The sequence below is a fragment of the Variovorax sp. PBL-H6 genome (assembly GCF_901827155.1).
In the GTDB taxonomy this organism is placed as follows: Bacteria; Pseudomonadota; Gammaproteobacteria; order Burkholderiales; family Burkholderiaceae_C; genus Variovorax.
In genome coordinates, this window is the sequence record NZ_LR594659.1 from 3,709,823 (window position 1) to 3,725,455 (window position 15,633).

Genomic DNA, 15,633 nt, shown 5'->3' on the forward strand with positions numbered 1-15,633 from the left:
GCACATCAATCCGAAGGCGCGTGCCGCTGCCTGCTGCCTGCTGACTGCTGCCGCGCAATCTGAACGATGTCCTTGGTTCATTGATCCAGCGCAACCGTTCTTTCTCTGCCCTGGCGGAGCATCGGCTCACCAACATTCGAAATTCCAAGATGGATGACAACGTAGACGCCAGGGTGGACCGCACGCTGCATGCCCAGCTTGCCGAGCTGACCAAGGGCATTTCCCCCGCGGCGCTGATGCAGGCCTGGTCGGACTGGGCCATTCACGTGGCGGCGCAGCCCGCGCGCAGCGCGCAGCTGCTGATGGTCCGCCCGCTGATGCAAGCAACGGAAGCCGCGCTACAGGGCTTTGGCTCATTGCCTTCCCATCGTCCTGAGACGCCCGATCCGAACGAGGACGATCCTCGCCTCGCCAATCCACTCTGGGATGCATGGCCCTACAGCGTCTACAGGCAGGCGTTCCGTGCCGGCAGCCAGTGGCTGCGCGAGCTGACCGAAGGTGTGCCGGGCGTCGAGCGCCATCACGAGCAGGTCGTGTCCTTTTCCGCGCGACAGCTGCACGCCATGTGCTCGCCCGCGAACTCGCCCGTCACGAACCCGCTGGTGTTGCAGAAGACACTCGCCTCCGGCGGCATGAACCTGCTGCAAGGCGGGCGCAACTGGATGGAAGACCTTCAGCGCAGCCGTGACCACCTGCCGCCCAAGGGCGCAGAGGCCTTCGTGCCCGGACGCGAGGTGGCGCTCACGCCCGGCAAGGTGGTCTTGCGCAATCGGCTGATCGAGCTGATCCAGTACGCGCCTGCGACCGCCACCGTTCACCCTGAGCCGGTGCTCATGGTGAGCGCCTGGATCATGAAGTACTACATCCTCGACCTGTCGCGGCGCAATTCGCTCATTCGCTATCTCGTCGACCAAGGCCACACGGTATTCGTCATCTCGTGGAAGAACCCGGACGCGCAAGACCGAGACCTTGGAATGGACGACTACCTCGCGCAGGGGCTGATGGCCAGCATCGACGCCGTCTCAGCCATTACCGGCGATCAGCGCGTGCACGCACTCGGTTATTGCCTGGGCGGGACCCTGCTGGCCATCGGGGCGGCAGCCATGGCGCGCGACCATGACGATCGTCTGGCAACGGTCACCCTCTTGGCTGCGCAGACCGATTTCACCGAGCCGGGCGAGCTCAGCCTCTTCATGGACGAGAGCCAGCTCTGCTTCATCGAAGACATGATGGCCCGACAAGGCTTCCTGAAGGCGGAACAGATGGCGGGCGCTTTCAACATACTTCGTGCTGTCGATCGCATCTGGTCGCCCATGGTGCAGAACTACCTGCTCGGCGAGCGTGCGCCGTTCACCGACCTCATGGCGTGGAACGCCGACGGCACACGCATGCCCTACCGCATGCATGCGAACTATCTACGCAGCCTGTTCCATGACAACGAACTCGCGCGCGGGCGTTATCGCGTGAATGGGCACCCGGTCTCGCTGCGCGACATCGAAGTGCCGATCTTCGCCGTGGGAACCTGGACGGACAATGTCGCGCCCTGGCGGTCGGTTTACAAGCTCAACCTGCTTTGCGACACGGAGATCTGCTTCGTCCTGACGGACGGCGGCCACAACGGCGGCATCCTCAGCGAGCCCGGCCACGCGCATCGCCACTATCGAATCCTGCAGCGCACCGGCGATGCCGCCTACGTGCCGCCCGACACCTACGTGGCGCGCGCCGAGCGGGTCGACGGCTCGTGGTGGCCCGCACTACAGCACTGGCTGGCAGATCATTCCGGGCCCCGTCGCAAGGCGCCGCGCATGGGTCATCCACAGCGCGGCTACCCGCCGATCTGCGATGCACCGGGCACATACGTCCTCGCCCGATGACACCCGGACACCATCGCGATGGTCCGGACGAAGAACGATGGACAGCCAGGCACGCGTTGACGAGAATCGACATCCTCGGCGCTTTGTCACTCTGGTGGAATTCCCGCAAGGAGATCGAGATGGCCAAGGCTCATTTGAACTTCGTCGCGCAGGCGTCACGCCGATTCAAGATGGTGGGCGCAGGAGTCGCATTCGTGTTCTTGACGCTTGCGCTAGCGCCATCCGCAGAAGTCCGCGCTCAGGTCTACACCGTGCTCGATACGGCGGGTACCGCGACATCCCGCACGGCATTCAGCGTCTCTGGTTCCACGGGGCAGTTGATAGGCAGCGCCCAGCTGGTCGGACCGCAGTTCACGCTGACGCAACGATCGGTACTGACCAAGATCGAGGCCTTGGTGAACAACTGCGCCGTCATGATCGCGGGCGTTCCCCAATGTCCGAACACGCTGCCGTTCGTGGTGCAGATTCGTCGCTCAATCAATGGCGCGCCTGATCCTCGCCTGCTGATCGCCGCCGTCCCTCTGACGCATGACAACGACCCACTGACTGTGTCCATGGAAAGCGCCGCGTTGGACGAAGTCCCGCTGGAGCCGGGAACCTACTTTGCGCTCTTCGCCCCCCAGCAGGAGTCGGATGCCGGCTTTCTGCTGTCCAACGCGAATGGGGGCGCTTATCAGGCCGGCATGACGACTATCGGCATTGTCACTTTCAGTGGGAGTTTTGCCGATACAGGTTTCGTGGCCGTGCGGATTGCGGCCAAAGTCGTTCCTCTCCATAAGCACGCAAGTCGCGATCACGAAGATCGCTGACGAGGGCGCGGCTCCGGTCGGCCCCAAGGGCGGCAGGCATCGCGCGCCGACAAGTCCATCTGGTTGGGCAGCGCCGAGCCATAGGCGCGCTCGTGCCTTGGAGGCGCTCGCCTGCGCTGACCCGCCTTCGTTCCCTTGATCCAGCGCAAGGCCCCGGGATGGTTGCGTACCTAAAGTCATGTTGACAGCCGCCGCAGCACTGGATCATCAGCGCCGAGGCTGACTCCCACCGACTTGCGAAAGGACCCACATGAAATCCGATGCTCAACTCAGAAGCGACATCGTCGCCGAACTGACCTGGGGCCCGGCCATCACACGCGGCGTTGCGCACGTGATCGACAACCTCGTCGTCGAGCCTTGAGCATGCGCATCGCACTGGTCACCGGCGGCACTGCTGGAATCGGAGCGGCCGTTGCCGAAGCCCTGCAGGGCGCAGGCTACCGCGTTGCCGCCAACTACGGCACCAACACGGAGGCTGCGCACGCATTCTCCAAACGCACGGGCATTCCTGTTTTCGCTTGGAACGTCGCCGATTTCGATGCATGCCGGGATGGTGTCTCCCGCGTGCAGGCGGAGCTCGGACCGGTCGAGGTCCTTGTCAACAATGCGGGGATCACGCGCGACTCCATGCTGCACAAGATGACCCTGGAGCAATGGCGCGAGGTGCTCGACGTGAACCTGGGTGGGTGCTTCAACATGTGCCGCGCCGTGATCGAGGGAATGCGCGAGCGGCGCTTCGGGCGCATCGTCAATGTGGGCTCGGTGAACGGGCTTTCGGGCCAGGCCGGCCAGTGCAACTACGCGGCGAGCAAGGCCGGGCTCATCGGATTCACCAAGTCGCTTGCGCTCGAAGGTGCCACGCGCAGCATCACTGCCAACGTGGTGGCGCCCGGTTATACCGACACCGGCATGGTCGCTGCCGTTGCGCCCGAGGTCCTGGCGCAGATCCTCAAGGCCGTGCCCCTGGGCCGACTGGCCACACCCGACGAGGTGGCCCGCGCGGTCGTCTTCCTGGCGTCCGACGAGGCTGCCTTCATCACCGGCATCACCTTGTCGATCAACGGCGGCAAGTACATGTCCTGAGATGCCGCCAACCTGCCTGCCCTCTTACTTTTGTCTTCGGAGTTCCCGTGCAAACAATGAAAGCAGCCGTTGTCCGCGCTTTTGGACAACCCCTCGAGATTGAAGAAGTGGTCATCCCCGAGGTGCCGCCGGGCCAGGTGCTGGTCAAGGTTGCGGCATCAGGCGTCTGCCACACCGATCTGCATGCCGCTGACGGCGACTGGCCGGTCAAGCCGACCCTGCCCTTCATCCCTGGCCATGAGGGCGTCGGCCACGTGGCGGCCGTCGGGTCCGGCGTGAAGGATCTGAAGGAGGGTGACCGCGTGGGCGTGCCGTGGCTGCACACCGCCTGCGGCCACTGCGAGCACTGCATCACCGGCTGGGAAACGCTGTGCGACCACCAGCAGATGACCGGCTACACCGTCAACGGCGGCTACGCGGAGTACGTCCTTGCCGATCCCGGATACGTGGGCCATCTTCCGGCGAATGTCGGCTTCACGGAGATCGCGCCGATCCTGTGCGCCGGAGTCACCGTCTACAAGGGCCTGAAGGTGCTCGACTGCAAGCCGGGTGACTGGGTGGCGATCTCGGGCGTCGGCGGACTGGGCCACCTGGCGGTGCAGTACGCAAAGGCCATGGGCTTCCACGTCGTCGCGGTCGACATCGACGAAGAAAAACTGCAGCTTGCCAAGGAGGTCGGCGCCGACATGCTTGTCGATGCCTCGAAGCAGGACCCGGCACAAGCGGTGCAGAAGGCCCTGCGCGGTGCGCACGGCGTGCTGGTGACGGCGGTGTCCCGCACGGCCTTTGCCCAGGCGGTGGGCATGCTCCACAAGCGGGGCACCATGTCGATGGTCGGACTGCCGCCGGGTGACTTCGCGCTGCCGATCTTCGACATGGTGCTCAATGCCAAGACCGTTCGAGGGTCGATCGTCGGAACCCGCAAGGACCTTCAGGAAGCGCTGGAGTTCGCGGCCGAAGGCAAGGTGCGAACCGTATGCAGCGAAGACCGCCTCGACAACATCAACCAGGTCTTGGACAGGATGCGCCACGGCCAGATCGAAGGCAGGGTCGTCATGCGCCTGACCGACGAGGCGTAGCGGCCGGCAGCACACAAGGAACATAAATGAACCATCTGAGCGTTACCGATTGCGATGCATTCGCCGAAAGGCTCGAACTCATGAAGCGCAGCGTGCTGGAGGAACTGTACCGCGCCATTGTCATGGACGAGAGTGCGCGCGAGTCTTGGGATCACGAGGTGCGAAGCCACGCTGACGAAGCCGAAGCTCTCCGGCTCGAAGACCTGCGCGGCGTCGAGGTGGAGATCGACCGCGCCCGGCTCGAGGATATTCGCCAGGCCCAGCGGCGCATGGCCGAAGGCCGCTACGGCGTCTGCTCCGATTGCGCCGAGAACATCCCGCGCGAAAGGCTGCTGGCGCAGCCCGCGGCCATCCGCTGCGCCGCTTGCCAAGCCGCTCTCGAGGCTCCGCATCGCCGGTAAAAGATCAATAAGCCGTGGAGCGGCGCGCTGCCGCCGAAGCGGCAGACCCAGCGATCCAAAAGATCCTGGCCGATATCGGCCATCGACCTCTGCCACGCCAGCTCAACAATTAACGACTCGCCTCTTCTTCGAGGGACTAACATGTCCAGGTGACCGCCCCCACCCACCTCGCCGTCCTTGATGATGAAGTCGAGATCACCACCTTGCTCTCGGGCTATCTGCACGGGCAAGGATTCCGTGTCAGTCAGCTGCACGCCGGCCCGGCGCTCCTGGAACTCATGGCGAGCGACCCCCCGGCGCTGGTGCTGCTGGACCTGGGCCTGCCCGGCGAAGACGGCTTCGCCATCGCCCGCCAGCTGCGCGAGCACTGGCGCTGCGGCCTGGTGATTGTCACCGGCCGCGGGGATGCGGTCGACAAGGTGGTCGGCCTTGAGGTCGGTGCCGACGACTACGTGACAAAGCCCTTCGATTTGCGCGAACTGGTGGCGCGCATCAAGGCCGTGCTGCGCCGGATGGTCCCTTCGGAGCCTGGGCAGGCCACCAGGCCGGGCGCCGAAGAGGCGAACCTGCTGCACTTTGCCCGCTGGGAACTTGACACGTCCGCGCGCCGCCTTCTGGACCCGAACCGCAGGGAGGTGGCGCTCACCACGGGCGAGTTCGACCTGCTCAGCACGCTGGCCACTCACCCGGGCCGGGTGCTGTCGCGCGACTTCCTTCTCGACGCCACTCGAGGCCGCGACGGCGGGCCCTTCGACCGCACCATCGATGTCCAGATCGGGCGCTTGCGCCGCAAGCTGGAGGACGACTCCAACAATCCGCAGATCATCAAGTCGGTCCGGGGTGCAGGCTACATCCTGGTTCCCAGGATCGAATCCGGGCGGGCCTGAGACATGGCGCTCAGCGTTCTCATCGGGATACCTCCCGTTGACACAGTGTTTCCCGCCGTATGCACTTCGTTCGCGATACAGACGCGCAGCGCGCCTAGATTGGCGTCATGGCATCACCCGCCTATCCAGGAGACCATGATGAACACCTCGCATGCTTCCCACGCCTACGAATTGCGTTTCAACTCCCTCTTCGCGGATCGCCGTTCCTTTTCGTTTCCTTGCGATGCGACCGGCCGCGTCGACATGGATTCGCTGAGCGAACGCGCTCTCAACAACTACCTGTATGCGCGCGCGGTGATGGGAATGGAAGTGTCATGGCCGGACGTGCGTGCGAGCGCCCGGCACTGACAGCAAGCGCCGCCCTCGTGATGTTGCTGCTCGGGGCGAAGAAGACGCTGCTTCGTAAGCGGCAGGGACGTGGATGACTCCCCGCCCCCCGCACAGATCCATACGTGCGGCACTACCGCATACGGCGTGTCGCCGATCCGGTGCTCGAGGAATCGCGTGAGCCAGGCCTGGGCGGTGGTCATCGCATGCTTGCGGCAATTCGCGCAGCGTCCTTCGAAGGAGGCAACCCGAAGGCACGCGCGTATTCCCGGCTGAACTGGGTTGAGCTTTCGTACCCCACCTCATGCGCAACGGAGGTGACGTTGGCGCCGGCGGAAATCAGCAACGTTCTGGCCTGCAGCAGGCGGGTCTGCTTCTGGTACTGCAAGGGACTGAGGGTCGTTGCCGCCTTGAAGTGACGGTGGAACGCCGAGACGCTCATGGCCGCATCTTCGGCGAGTTCCTCCATGCGCAACGGACGCGCAAACTCTTCGCGGATACGTTGGACCACGCGGTTGATTCGCGCCAAGGAGGTTTCCGGCGTCGCGATGTCACGCAGCATCCAGCCCATGGGCCCCTGCAGCACTCTGTAGAGGATTTCGCGCTCATAGGCCGGGGCCAGCGCCGGGATGTCCGCGGGATGGCCCATCAACCGCAGCATCCGGACCCAGGCATCCAGCAACTCCGGAGTCACTGCTGCGACCGAGAAGGCTGATTCCTGGCCGGCGAAGTCGGCAGTTTCAGGCAAATCGGACAACAAGCTGGCCAGTACAGCGGGCGCCAGGGTCAGACTCACGGCAAGGTACGGGGCACCCGAGCTGGCGCTGCGCACCACACCCGCCGCCGGGAGCTCGATGGACATCACGAAGTAGGTGGCCGGGTCGTAGTGCAGCGTCTGCCTACCCACGGTCATCGACTTGCTGCCCTGCAAGATGACGTTGACCATGGGGTCATAGACGGCGGCAAGCTCATGCTCCGGGATGGCCCCCTGCACCATCGCCACACGAGGAATGCCCGTTTCAGTCCGCTTGTTCTGCGCATGAGCCGCCAAGCTTCGAAGCTCTTTCAACTGTTCTTCCATGGCGCGATTGGACTGCGGCCGGCCCCCCGGCACAAGCGATGGAGCAGGAATAGGCAGGAACGAGGCAGGAACAGGTGGGCGACGGCGCGCGCAAAAACCTATCGTGGAGGCACTGAAATCCACTGGAGCCATGCAATGGAAACCGTCGTCATCACCGGAGGCAGCCGAGGCATCGGCGCGAGCGCCGCTATCGAATGCGCTCGTCGTGGACTGGGCGTCATCCTGACCTACAAGCAGAACCCGAACGCGGCAGAGGGCGTCGTTCGTGGAATCGCCGAGGCCGGCGGCCGCGCCGTAGCGCTTCCTCTCGACGTGGCCGCAATCGGGACCTTTGCTGCCTTCCGGCAGACCGTGAAAGAGGTGCTCACCTCGAAGTGGAGCGAAGCCCGCCTCGACGGCCTGGTGAACAACGCCGGCTACACGATTTGAAAGGACCCCACATGCTCGACCACCTCTTTCTCACGGTCACCGATGTTGACCGTTCCATGGCGTTCTACGAGCGGGTGCTGCCTGTTCTCGGAATCACCAATCGGCACGACTACGACGGCAGGGACGGCCCGCCGGGGCACCCAGACCTGAAAGGATTCGGCGCGCAGGGCCGGATGTTCTTTTGGCTTCGGCAGGGAACGGCGGCGCCCGACGCTGTACACATCGGCTTGGTTGCCGATTCCGAAGAGATGGTCGAGCAGGCCCATGCTGCTGCTCTGGCGGCCGGCGGGGCCGAGATTCATCCGCCCGGGGCGCAGCTTCATTACGACCCGCGCTACTACGCGGCGCAGGTCCGGGACCTCGACGGCTACAGCCTCGAGTTTGTCTACAAGAGCTGGCAACACGGACGCTGAGCGATGCCGAAAAAAAAGGATTTCGCTGCGCACGACACGTCGCGGCGCCCCTAACAATCATGACCCGGGCCATTGGCCGCTGGGTGCTGAAAGTGCAAACGATGAAGAGACTGATGATTTATGGCGCCGCGGGCTACACCGGTGCCATGGTGGCGGAGCATGCAGCCTCTGCCGGACTGGACCTCATCATTGCCGGTCGTGAACAGAGCCGCAGGGCTCTTGAGGCAAGGGTCGCGACAGACAACGCCTTGGCATCGAGTCGGCTATCGGAGCCGGCAAAATGGAGGATTGTTGATGCCGGTCAAGGGCCGGGTCGCGGCAAGGCATACCTTCGCAGTTGTGAAGCCTGCCATCACCTCTTTTCCTCTTCGGGCATCGCGCGGCGATCCGCTGGCTGCGAACCGAATCTTCGCGACCTTCGCCGCAGCTCGCCAGCTGCGGAAGAATGCGCATGCGGCGCCCGCAGGCCCGCCACTGCGCGGCAAGAATCTGGCCCTGCTGCTCGGGTCATCGCCTAGTGCAGACGTCGCGGCCCTGCGCAACGCCGCTCAGGCACTCGGAGCACGGGTGGCCGAGCTTCGGTTCACCAGGTCCCAGTATCCGGTTGCTGGACGCGACGACATCGGCGCGCTGGCGCGCGTGCTGGGACGCCTGTACGACGCCGTCGACTGCGAGGCCCTGGAATCGTCGGCCGCGCATCGAATCGAGAAGGAGGCCGGCATCCCGGTCTATCAGGGCCTTTGCCAGGACGGGCATCCGGCACGCGTCGTGGCGGACCTGATGACGCTGCACGACCTCCGTTCGCCGCCCGGAGCGTCGATCCTGTTTGTCGGCGATCCGGAGACAGCCCGTGCCAGCCACTTCATCTCGGCCGCTCGCGCGACAGGATTCGAGGTGCTGTTCGATGGCCAGGAAGATCCCATCTCGAAGGACACGACATTCCTGGTAGATGCAAGGCAAGACCCCCACTGGTCACTGCAGGCATCCACCGGCCCCGTCGACGAGGCCCTGCGTGCGGAGAACCATCGCTGGGTGATGCAAGCCATGCTGCTGCATGGGATCGTCAAGGACTTGAGCGGAGCCGCAGCATCATTCGAAGGAACCGGGCCTTGACCATTCGCCAACTCGATCGCTTGCTCACAGCGGGCTCGGTCGCCGTGTTCGGCGCCTCGAGCCGCCGCATGGCAAGCGTCGCTCTCACGGCCTTTGCAGATGCACATTCACCGGTGGCCTCCTTGCCGCAGCCGTTCGGGATTTGATCTTCATCAAACCCCTGTCGCCTGAGTGTTCGATACTGCCGCGAAGGAGTTCGATGATGAAAACCACCCTTCTTGTCGCTGCAACGATTGTGCTCGGGGGCTGTGCATCTCAGTCCACGATGCATCACCCAATGGCGACGCACGGCCCAGCCGCTCGTTACGACCAACAGATGATGAAGATGCACGAGATGCATCAGAAGATGATGGCCGCGAAGACGCCCGAAGAACGGCAGGCCCTGATGGCCGAGCACATGCAGGCCATGCAAGGCGGCATGTCGATGATGTGCGAGATGGGCGGCGACGCCACGGGCACGGGCACGGGCATGGGCATGGGCATGCAGGCAGGCAGCTCTGCCGACATGGCAAGGCGCTGCATGGACATGAAGGACATGACAACCGAGATGATGCGGGATCGCGAGGCGCCGACACGGCCCGCCCGGTGAGGCGGTGGCCCTGCCGGGAAGGAGCGTCCCTCCGCAGACGCCTGCACGGGCGTCAATGGGCGACCAGCACCGGCACCGTCATGTGCGCGAGGACCTCTCGCGTAACGCCGCCCAGCACCCTCTCGCGCAGACGCGAGTGCCCGTATCCACCCATGACGACGAGATCGGCACCCACGTCCGAGACTCGCGAGAGCAACGCGTCCGAAGTGTCGATCTCCGTGACATGCTGCTCGACTGTCGCATGCACGCCATGGCGCTGCAGCCAGCGGGTCATCTCCGGAATCAGCAGGTCATCTCCCTGGCCCGAAGCCGTGCGCCGGAACGAAACGAGGGTGACCCGGCGCGCATGCGTCAGCAGCGGCAGGGCTTCGCGCATTGCCACGGCGGCGGCGCGGGAGCCGTCCCATGCCATGAGGACGTTCTGCCCCACCTCCGCGAACTTGCCGGCGTAAGGCACCACGAGCACCGGCCGGCCTGCGTCGAGCATCACCCGGGACACGAGTCCGCGCACCGGCAGATCAGACTCGCCCGCGCGGTCCTCCTGGCCCACGACGACGAGGTCGCTCGATCGCCCGTGCGCAATGAGCGAGTCGATGGTCGTGCCGTCTGTTTCACGAACTTCGTACGATGTCGATCCCACATGGGCCGAGAAGGCGTCACTGATCGCTTGCGCACGTTGCCGCAGGTATCTGGCGGACTCCGCGATGTAGTCGGTCATGCCCGTGGGAAGCGCATCTGCTGGAACCGTGCCCTCCAGCAAGCCGCTGGGCAGCAGCCCGATCAGATGGGCGCCCTGCGTCCTGGCGATGCCGTGCGCGACATCGACGCGGGCACTGCACCTGTCGGTATGGTCCAGGTGAACGAGGATGGTCTTGATGTTCATGACTCGATGTCCCTTCTCGACATGTGCACCCGGCAAGATGGCGCGGTGCAGCGATCTTCGCGGTGAAGGCACCAGACAGCCTTGATGTTCATCAATGCCGAGGGCGACTTCTGGAGTCCGGCAGCCTCTTCGATTGCCAGCCCTCTTGATCCAGCGCAAGGCGCGGCTTTCCCGTACTTTCTACAGTGAGCCTATCGCCACCGCGCGTCGGAGCGCGCGATGGCAGTTCACTCCAAACCACCGCCGAGGACAGCTCATGAAACCCGATGCCATGCTGAGAAGCGATATCGTTGCCGAACTGAATTTCGATCCAGTCATCACTGCCACCGATGTCGGCGTGATCGTGAAGGACGGCGTGGTCACCCTGACTGGCTACCCGTCGAGCCATGCCGAGAAGCACGCCATCGAGCGCGCCGTGCAGCGGGTCAAGGGAGTGAAGGCAGTGGCGATAGAAATGCGGGTAAAGCTTCCCTCTGCTCATGAGCGTACCGACGTCGACATCGCCGCGGCAGCCGAGCACGCCCTCGAGTGGCACGTGCTGGTCCCCGAAGACAAGATCCATCCGATCGTGGAGAAAGGCTGGGTGACGCTCAGGGGCGAGGTCGAATGGGAGTACCAGCGCAGCGCTGCGGAGGTTGCCGTGCGCGACCTGCTCGGCGTCGCGGGTCTCACGAACCGCGTTGTGGTCAAGCCGAAGTTCACGCCCGCAGACATCGAAGAGCGGATTCGGACGGCGCTGGAGCGCCAGGCCGATGACGAGAGCCGTCATATCCACATCTCGGTCATGGGCAGCGATGTGTCCCTGCGCGGAAAGGTGCATTCCTGGGCCGAACGCAAGGCCGCCCAGGATGCAGCCTGGTCGGCACCTGGAGTGGCCAACGTGGTGAACAATCTGCTGGTGGGAGACTGACAAGCGCATCGCGGCACGAGCGGCTCAGCGCAGGCAAGTCTCCGCGGCATAGCGGCGCAACATTCGGTGGCTGCGCTGCGAGAACTCCGAGTGCCGCCGGGCGACGCCGTCGACCTGCCCGCCCAGGTCAAAGCCAGCCTTGTGCTGTTCAGCCGAACTTCACCCGCAAGCGCTCCGTCGGCTGCGGTGCTATTCGCCTCCGGAACGGCCGTGCGGGTCATGCAGTCTGGACTGAGGCAGCGTGAACTTCCAGCTCCTCAGCAGTGGAGAAAATGAACTTGCCGGGAGCCCGGATCGGGTCGGTCGTAACCACGATCGTGTCCTTCGGCCCGAAGGTGCCGTCGAGCAGCAGCTTCGACAGCGGGTTCTCGATGCGATGCTGGATCGCCCGCTTGAGCGGCCGAGCGCCGAACACCGGGTCGAAGCCCACCTTGGCGATCTCCGCCAGCGCCGCCGGCGAGACCTCGAGCGCAAGGTCCATCTTCGCGACGCGCTCCTGCAGCACCTTGAGCTGGATGGCAGCGATCGCCTCGATGTTCTTGGCGTCCAGCGCATGGAAGACCACGGTCTCGTCGATGCGGTTCAGGAACTCGGGGCGGAAGTAGTTCTTCAGCTCGCCCCACACCGCATCCTTGATCTCCTCGGCCGGGCGCCCCACCATCGACTGGATGATGGGCGAGCCGATGTTGCTGGTCATCACGATCACCGTGTTCTTGAAGTTCACGGTGCGGCCCTGGCCATCGGTCAGGCGGCCATCGTCGAGCACCTGCAGCAGCACGTTGAACACGTCCGGATGCGCCTTCTCGACCTCGTCGAGCAGCAGCACGCTGTAGGGCTTGCGGCGCACCGCTTCGGTCAGGTGGCCGCCCTCCTCGTAGCCGACGTAGCCCGGCGGCGCACCGATCAGGCGCGCGACCGAATGCTTCTCCATGAACTCGCTCATGTCGACGCGGATCAGGTGGTCCTCGCTGTCGAACAAGAAGCCCGCGAGCGCCTTGCACAGCTCGGTCTTGCCCACGCCGGTGGGGCCGAGGAAGAGGAACGAGCCCGTGGGGCGGTTCGGGTCCGACAGGCCCGAGCGCGAGCGGCGGATCGCGTTGGCGACCGCGCCGATGGCCTCGTCCTGGCCGACCACGCGCTCGTGCAGCTTGTCTTCCATCTGCAGCAGCTTGTCGCGTTCGCCCTGCATGAGCTTGGAGACCGGGATGCCGGTGGCGCGCGCCACCACCTCGGCGATCTCTTCGGCGCCAACCTGCGTGCGCAGCAGCGTGGGCGCGCTGGACTTGCCCTTGGTGGCCTCGGTGTCCTGCGCTTCCTTCAGGCGCTTCTCCAGGCCCGGCAGCTTGCCGTACTGCAGCTCGGCCACCTTGTTGAAGTCGCCCTTGCTGGTGAACTCGGCAATCTGGAACTTGATCTTGTCGATCTCCTCGCGCACATGCGCGCTGCCCTGGGCCTGCGCTTTCTCGGCCTGCCAGATCTCGTCGTAGTCGGCGATCTCCTTCTGCAACCGGGCGATCTCTTCCTCGATCAGGCCGAAGCGCTTCTGCGAGGCCTCGTCCTTCTCGCGGCGCACGGCCTCGCGCTCGATCTGCAGCTGGATCAGGCGGCGGTCGAGGCGGTCCATGACCTCGGGCTTGGAGTCCATCTCGATCTTGATCCTGGCGGCAGCCTCGTCGATCAGGTCGATCGCCTTGTCAGGCAGGAAGCGGTCGGTGATGTAGCGGTCGGAGAGCTCGGCCGCAGCGACGATGGCCGGGTCGGTGATGTCGACGCCGTGATGCACTTCGTACTTCTCCTGCAGGCCGCGCAGGATGGCGATGGTGGCCTCGACGCTGGGCTCGCCGACCAGGATCTTCTGGAAGCGGCGCTCCAGGGCGGCGTCCTTCTCGATGTACTTGCGGTACTCGTCGAGGGTGGTGGCGCCCACGCAGTGCAGCTCGCCGCGCGCGAGCGCGGGCTTGAGCATGTTGCCGGCGTCCATGGCGCCCTCGGCCTTGCCGGCGCCGACCATGGTGTGCAGCTCGTCGATGAAGACGATGGTCTGGCCCTCGTCCTTGGCGAGTTCGTTGAGCACGCTCTTGAGGCGCTCCTCGAATTCGCCGCGGTACTTGGCACCGGCGAGCAGGGCGGCCATGTCGAGGGAGAGCACGCGCTTGCCCTTGAGGGACTCGGGGACCTCGCCGGCGACGATGCGCTGGGCGAGGCCTTCGACGATGGCGGTCTTGCCGACACCGGGTTCGCCGATGAGCACGGGGTTGTTCTTGGTGCGGCGCTGCAGCACCTGGATGGCGCGGCGGATCTCCTCGTCGCGCCCGATCACGGGGTCGAGCTTGCCCAGGCGGGCACGCTCGGTGAGGTCGAGGGTGTATTTCCTGAGGGATTCGCGCTGGCCTTCGGCCTCGGGGCTGTTGACGCCCTGGCCGCCGCGCACCGCGTCGATGGCGGCTTCGACGGACTTGCGCGTCACGCCATGGCTGCGCGCGAGGTTGCCGATGTCGGCCTTGCTGTCGGCCAGGGCAAGCAGGAAGAGCTCGCCGGCGATGAACTGGTCGTTGCGCTTGATGGCCTCCTTCTCGGTGGCCTGCAGCAGCTTGCCCAGCTCGGGTCCGACCTGGACCTGGTCGTGGCCCTGCACCTGCGGCAGCCGCTTGATCGCCGCCTCGGCCGCATTGAGCAGGCCCGGCACGTTGGCGCCCGCACGCTCCAGCAGGGCGCGCGGCCCCTCGCCCTGGCGCAGCATGGCCACCAGCAGGTGGACCGGCTCGATGTAGGCGTTGTCGTTGCCCAGCGCGAGCGACTGCGCATCGGCGAGGGCTTCCTGGAATTTGGTGGTGAGTTTGTCTTGGCGCATAAATGACTCCGGTTTCCCGGGCATGCAGGAGATATCCCGGCGACGTCACGAGTCTGCGCCGACGAGCGCCTGCACCATCTGACGGAGATCAAACCATCGTTCGATCAGGCGATCCTCTACGGGCCTGCTTTCCTTGAAGGAGACGGCCGGTGGCTTTCGCCAAGCGGCATCTCGCGTCGGCCCGGGCCTTCCCAGCGAGAGGCGAATCCGCCCAGGCTTGCCGGCACGGTTGCACTCGGCAGCCGGTAGAACTCCTCGTTGAGATACCTGGCCACTTCGGCCACGTCATCATCGTTCCAACCGAGCGCTGCGTCTGCCTGCCAGCGCCAGACTTGAGCCCTGAGGCTGGTCCAGTCGGTGACGAGCTTTCGCTCTCGCCAATGAACCTGCTCGGTATGGCATGCGATGCAGTGGGTGGAATACAGCAGTTCGCCACGAGACTGAGCCAGGACCGGGAGCGACAGGCATGCACCGAGCAATAGGGTTGCCGTGGCGCCTGCAAGGATCAGTTCGCGAGCCATGTGGGTTTCTCCTGAAGCGTGAAGACATGCTAGGGACCGCACCTGCAGGGACGGTTGAGCTGTATCAAGCTTTCCTGCACGCCGAATCGAATCATTGCAAGACGGCACCAAAGCTTGATCTGGCGCAATGGCACCACACCCGCCAGAAAGCACCATCGGGCATTCACTGCTGCAAGGACCTCATCATGATTCGAAACATTGGAACCGTCGACAGGGTCATTCGGGTCGCCGCGGGCGCCGCGCTCGTCGTGCTGGCACTCGCGAGTGTGATTGGCGCATGGGGCTATCTCGGCGTGATTCCCTTGCTGACCGGGGCCCTCGGCAATTGCCCCGCCTACAAGCTCTTCGGCGTCAGCACTTGTCCGTCGAATACGTGAGGGCGC

Annotated in this window: 18 protein-coding genes; 14 read left to right on the forward strand and 4 right to left on the reverse strand. The window is 64.8% G+C overall.

The features are described from left to right. Positions 1-149 precede the first annotated feature (149 nt). The 7 genes from G3W89_RS17505 (at position 150) to G3W89_RS17535 (ending at position 6,481) form a co-directional block, all read left to right on the forward strand. Entirely contained in the window at positions 150-1,874 is a 1,725-nt protein-coding gene (locus G3W89_RS17505; RefSeq protein ID WP_162575370.1) for a PHA/PHB synthase family protein, read from the forward strand. A gap of 56 nt (positions 1,875-1,930) precedes the next feature. Beyond that, complete coding sequence (locus tag G3W89_RS17510; RefSeq protein WP_162575371.1) at positions 1,931-2,683, forward strand: hypothetical protein; 753 nt, start codon at positions 1,931-1,933, stop codon at positions 2,681-2,683. A gap of 363 nt (positions 2,684-3,046) precedes the next feature. Next, positions 3,047-3,766: an acetoacetyl-CoA reductase gene (phbB, locus tag G3W89_RS17515; RefSeq protein WP_162575372.1), complete on the forward strand. Its 720-nt coding sequence runs from the start codon at positions 3,047-3,049 to the stop codon at positions 3,764-3,766. Between the two features lie 56 nt (positions 3,767-3,822). After that, a complete protein-coding gene (gene adhP / locus G3W89_RS17520) occupies positions 3,823-4,845 on the forward strand; it encodes an alcohol dehydrogenase AdhP (protein WP_162575373.1) in 1,023 nt (340 codons plus the stop codon). 26 nt (positions 4,846-4,871) lie between these two features. Then, entirely contained in the window at positions 4,872-5,246 is a 375-nt protein-coding gene (locus tag G3W89_RS17525; RefSeq protein ID WP_162575374.1) for a TraR/DksA C4-type zinc finger protein, read from the forward strand. Between the two features lie 149 nt (positions 5,247-5,395). Beyond that, the gene (locus G3W89_RS17530; protein ID WP_162575375.1) at positions 5,396-6,133 is read left to right on the forward strand and encodes a winged helix-turn-helix domain-containing protein; all 738 of its coding nucleotides are present in this window, start codon (positions 5,396-5,398) and stop codon (positions 6,131-6,133) included. A 135-nt stretch (positions 6,134-6,268) separates the two neighbouring features. Next, positions 6,269-6,481, forward strand: a complete 213-nt coding sequence (locus G3W89_RS17535) for a hypothetical protein (RefSeq protein WP_162575376.1) — start codon at positions 6,269-6,271, stop codon at positions 6,479-6,481. Between the two features lie 178 nt (positions 6,482-6,659). Here G3W89_RS17535 and G3W89_RS17540 read toward each other — a convergent pair whose 3' ends face one another. Next, positions 6,660-7,541 (reverse strand): AraC family transcriptional regulator, encoded by an 882-nt coding sequence (locus G3W89_RS17540; protein ID WP_162575377.1) that lies wholly within the window; start codon positions 7,539-7,541, stop codon positions 6,660-6,662. A 135-nt stretch (positions 7,542-7,676) separates the two neighbouring features. Here G3W89_RS17540 and G3W89_RS17545 point away from each other — a divergent pair, with 135 nt between their 5' ends. From G3W89_RS17545 to G3W89_RS17565, 5 genes are all read left to right on the forward strand, one after another. After that, positions 7,677-7,970 (forward strand): SDR family NAD(P)-dependent oxidoreductase, encoded by a 294-nt coding sequence (locus G3W89_RS17545; RefSeq protein ID WP_162575378.1) that lies wholly within the window; start codon positions 7,677-7,679, stop codon positions 7,968-7,970. An 11-nt stretch (positions 7,971-7,981) separates the two neighbouring features. Continuing rightward, positions 7,982-8,383 (forward strand): VOC family protein, encoded by a 402-nt coding sequence (locus tag G3W89_RS17550; RefSeq protein ID WP_162575379.1) that lies wholly within the window; start codon positions 7,982-7,984, stop codon positions 8,381-8,383. 294 nt (positions 8,384-8,677) lie between these two features. Beyond that, complete coding sequence (locus tag G3W89_RS17555) at positions 8,678-9,496, forward strand: hypothetical protein (protein ID WP_162575380.1); 819 nt, start codon at positions 8,678-8,680, stop codon at positions 9,494-9,496. Beyond that, positions 9,493-9,642 carry a hypothetical protein gene (locus tag G3W89_RS17560; RefSeq protein WP_162575381.1) on the forward strand — a complete coding sequence of 50 codons (150 nt, stop codon included), beginning with the start codon at positions 9,493-9,495 and terminating at the stop codon, positions 9,640-9,642. Before G3W89_RS17555 ends, G3W89_RS17560 begins: the two co-directional genes overlap by 4 nt. Before the next feature lie 170 nt (positions 9,643-9,812). Continuing rightward, positions 9,813-10,085, forward strand: a complete 273-nt coding sequence (locus tag G3W89_RS17565) for a hypothetical protein (RefSeq protein WP_197893566.1) — start codon at positions 9,813-9,815, stop codon at positions 10,083-10,085. Positions 10,086-10,137: 52 nt separating this feature from the next. Here the strand turns inward: G3W89_RS17565 and G3W89_RS17570 are convergent, their stop codons facing one another. Further along, complete coding sequence (locus G3W89_RS17570; protein WP_162575383.1) at positions 10,138-10,968, reverse strand: universal stress protein; 831 nt, start codon at positions 10,966-10,968, stop codon at positions 10,138-10,140. 256 nt (positions 10,969-11,224) lie between these two features. On the opposite strand from G3W89_RS17570, the gene G3W89_RS17575 reads away from it, so the two are divergent. Then, positions 11,225-11,878, forward strand: a complete 654-nt coding sequence (locus G3W89_RS17575; RefSeq protein WP_162575384.1) for a BON domain-containing protein — start codon at positions 11,225-11,227, stop codon at positions 11,876-11,878. Positions 11,879-12,095: 217 nt separating this feature from the next. On the opposite strand, the gene clpB is transcribed toward G3W89_RS17575, so the two are convergent. Together clpB and G3W89_RS17585 are read right to left on the reverse strand one after the other, a co-directional pair. Beyond that, a complete protein-coding gene (clpB, locus tag G3W89_RS17580) occupies positions 12,096-14,729 on the reverse strand; it encodes an ATP-dependent chaperone ClpB (RefSeq protein WP_162575385.1) in 2,634 nt (877 codons plus the stop codon). Between the two features lie 116 nt (positions 14,730-14,845). Continuing rightward, complete coding sequence (locus G3W89_RS17585) at positions 14,846-15,250, reverse strand: hypothetical protein (protein WP_162575386.1); 405 nt, start codon at positions 15,248-15,250, stop codon at positions 14,846-14,848. 26 nt (positions 15,251-15,276) lie between these two features. On the opposite strand from G3W89_RS17585, the gene G3W89_RS33575 reads away from it, so the two are divergent. Continuing rightward, positions 15,277-15,627, forward strand: coding sequence for a YgaP family membrane protein (locus G3W89_RS33575; RefSeq protein ID WP_332107446.1), 351 nt, complete (start codon positions 15,277-15,279; stop codon positions 15,625-15,627). The last annotated feature ends 6 nt before the right edge of the window (positions 15,628-15,633 follow it).

What these genes read in the sequence shown, in the direction of transcription:
- G3W89_RS17505 (WP_162575370.1), top strand. Translation starts at nt 150, where the DNA reads ATGGATGACAACGTAGACGCCAGGGTGGACCGCACGCTGCATGCCCAG.
- phbB (WP_162575372.1), top strand. Translation starts at nt 3,047, where the DNA reads ATGCGCATCGCACTGGTCACCGGCGGCACTGCTGGAATCGGAGCGGCC.
- adhP (WP_162575373.1), top strand. Translation starts at nt 3,823, where the DNA reads ATGAAAGCAGCCGTTGTCCGCGCTTTTGGACAACCCCTCGAGATTGAA.
- G3W89_RS17525 (WP_162575374.1), top strand. Translation starts at nt 4,872, where the DNA reads ATGAACCATCTGAGCGTTACCGATTGCGATGCATTCGCCGAAAGGCTC.
- G3W89_RS17535 (WP_162575376.1), top strand. Translation starts at nt 6,269, where the DNA reads ATGATGAACACCTCGCATGCTTCCCACGCCTACGAATTGCGTTTCAAC.
- G3W89_RS17540 (WP_162575377.1), bottom strand. Translation starts at nt 7,541, where the DNA reads ATGGAAGAACAGTTGAAAGAGCTTCGAAGCTTGGCGGCTCATGCGCAG.
- G3W89_RS17545 (WP_162575378.1), top strand. Translation starts at nt 7,677, where the DNA reads ATGGAAACCGTCGTCATCACCGGAGGCAGCCGAGGCATCGGCGCGAGC.
- G3W89_RS17550 (WP_162575379.1), top strand. Translation starts at nt 7,982, where the DNA reads ATGCTCGACCACCTCTTTCTCACGGTCACCGATGTTGACCGTTCCATG.
- G3W89_RS17555 (WP_162575380.1), top strand. Translation starts at nt 8,678, where the DNA reads ATGCCGGTCAAGGGCCGGGTCGCGGCAAGGCATACCTTCGCAGTTGTG.
- G3W89_RS17565 (WP_197893566.1), top strand. Translation starts at nt 9,813, where the DNA reads ATGATGAAGATGCACGAGATGCATCAGAAGATGATGGCCGCGAAGACG.
- G3W89_RS17570 (WP_162575383.1), bottom strand. Translation starts at nt 10,968, where the DNA reads ATGAACATCAAGACCATCCTCGTTCACCTGGACCATACCGACAGGTGC.
- G3W89_RS17575 (WP_162575384.1), top strand. Translation starts at nt 11,225, where the DNA reads ATGAAACCCGATGCCATGCTGAGAAGCGATATCGTTGCCGAACTGAAT.
- clpB (WP_162575385.1), bottom strand. Translation starts at nt 14,729, where the DNA reads ATGCGCCAAGACAAACTCACCACCAAATTCCAGGAAGCCCTCGCCGAT.
- G3W89_RS17585 (WP_162575386.1), bottom strand. Translation starts at nt 15,250, where the DNA reads ATGGCTCGCGAACTGATCCTTGCAGGCGCCACGGCAACCCTATTGCTC.
- G3W89_RS33575 (WP_332107446.1), top strand. Translation starts at nt 15,277, where the DNA reads ATGCTAGGGACCGCACCTGCAGGGACGGTTGAGCTGTATCAAGCTTTC.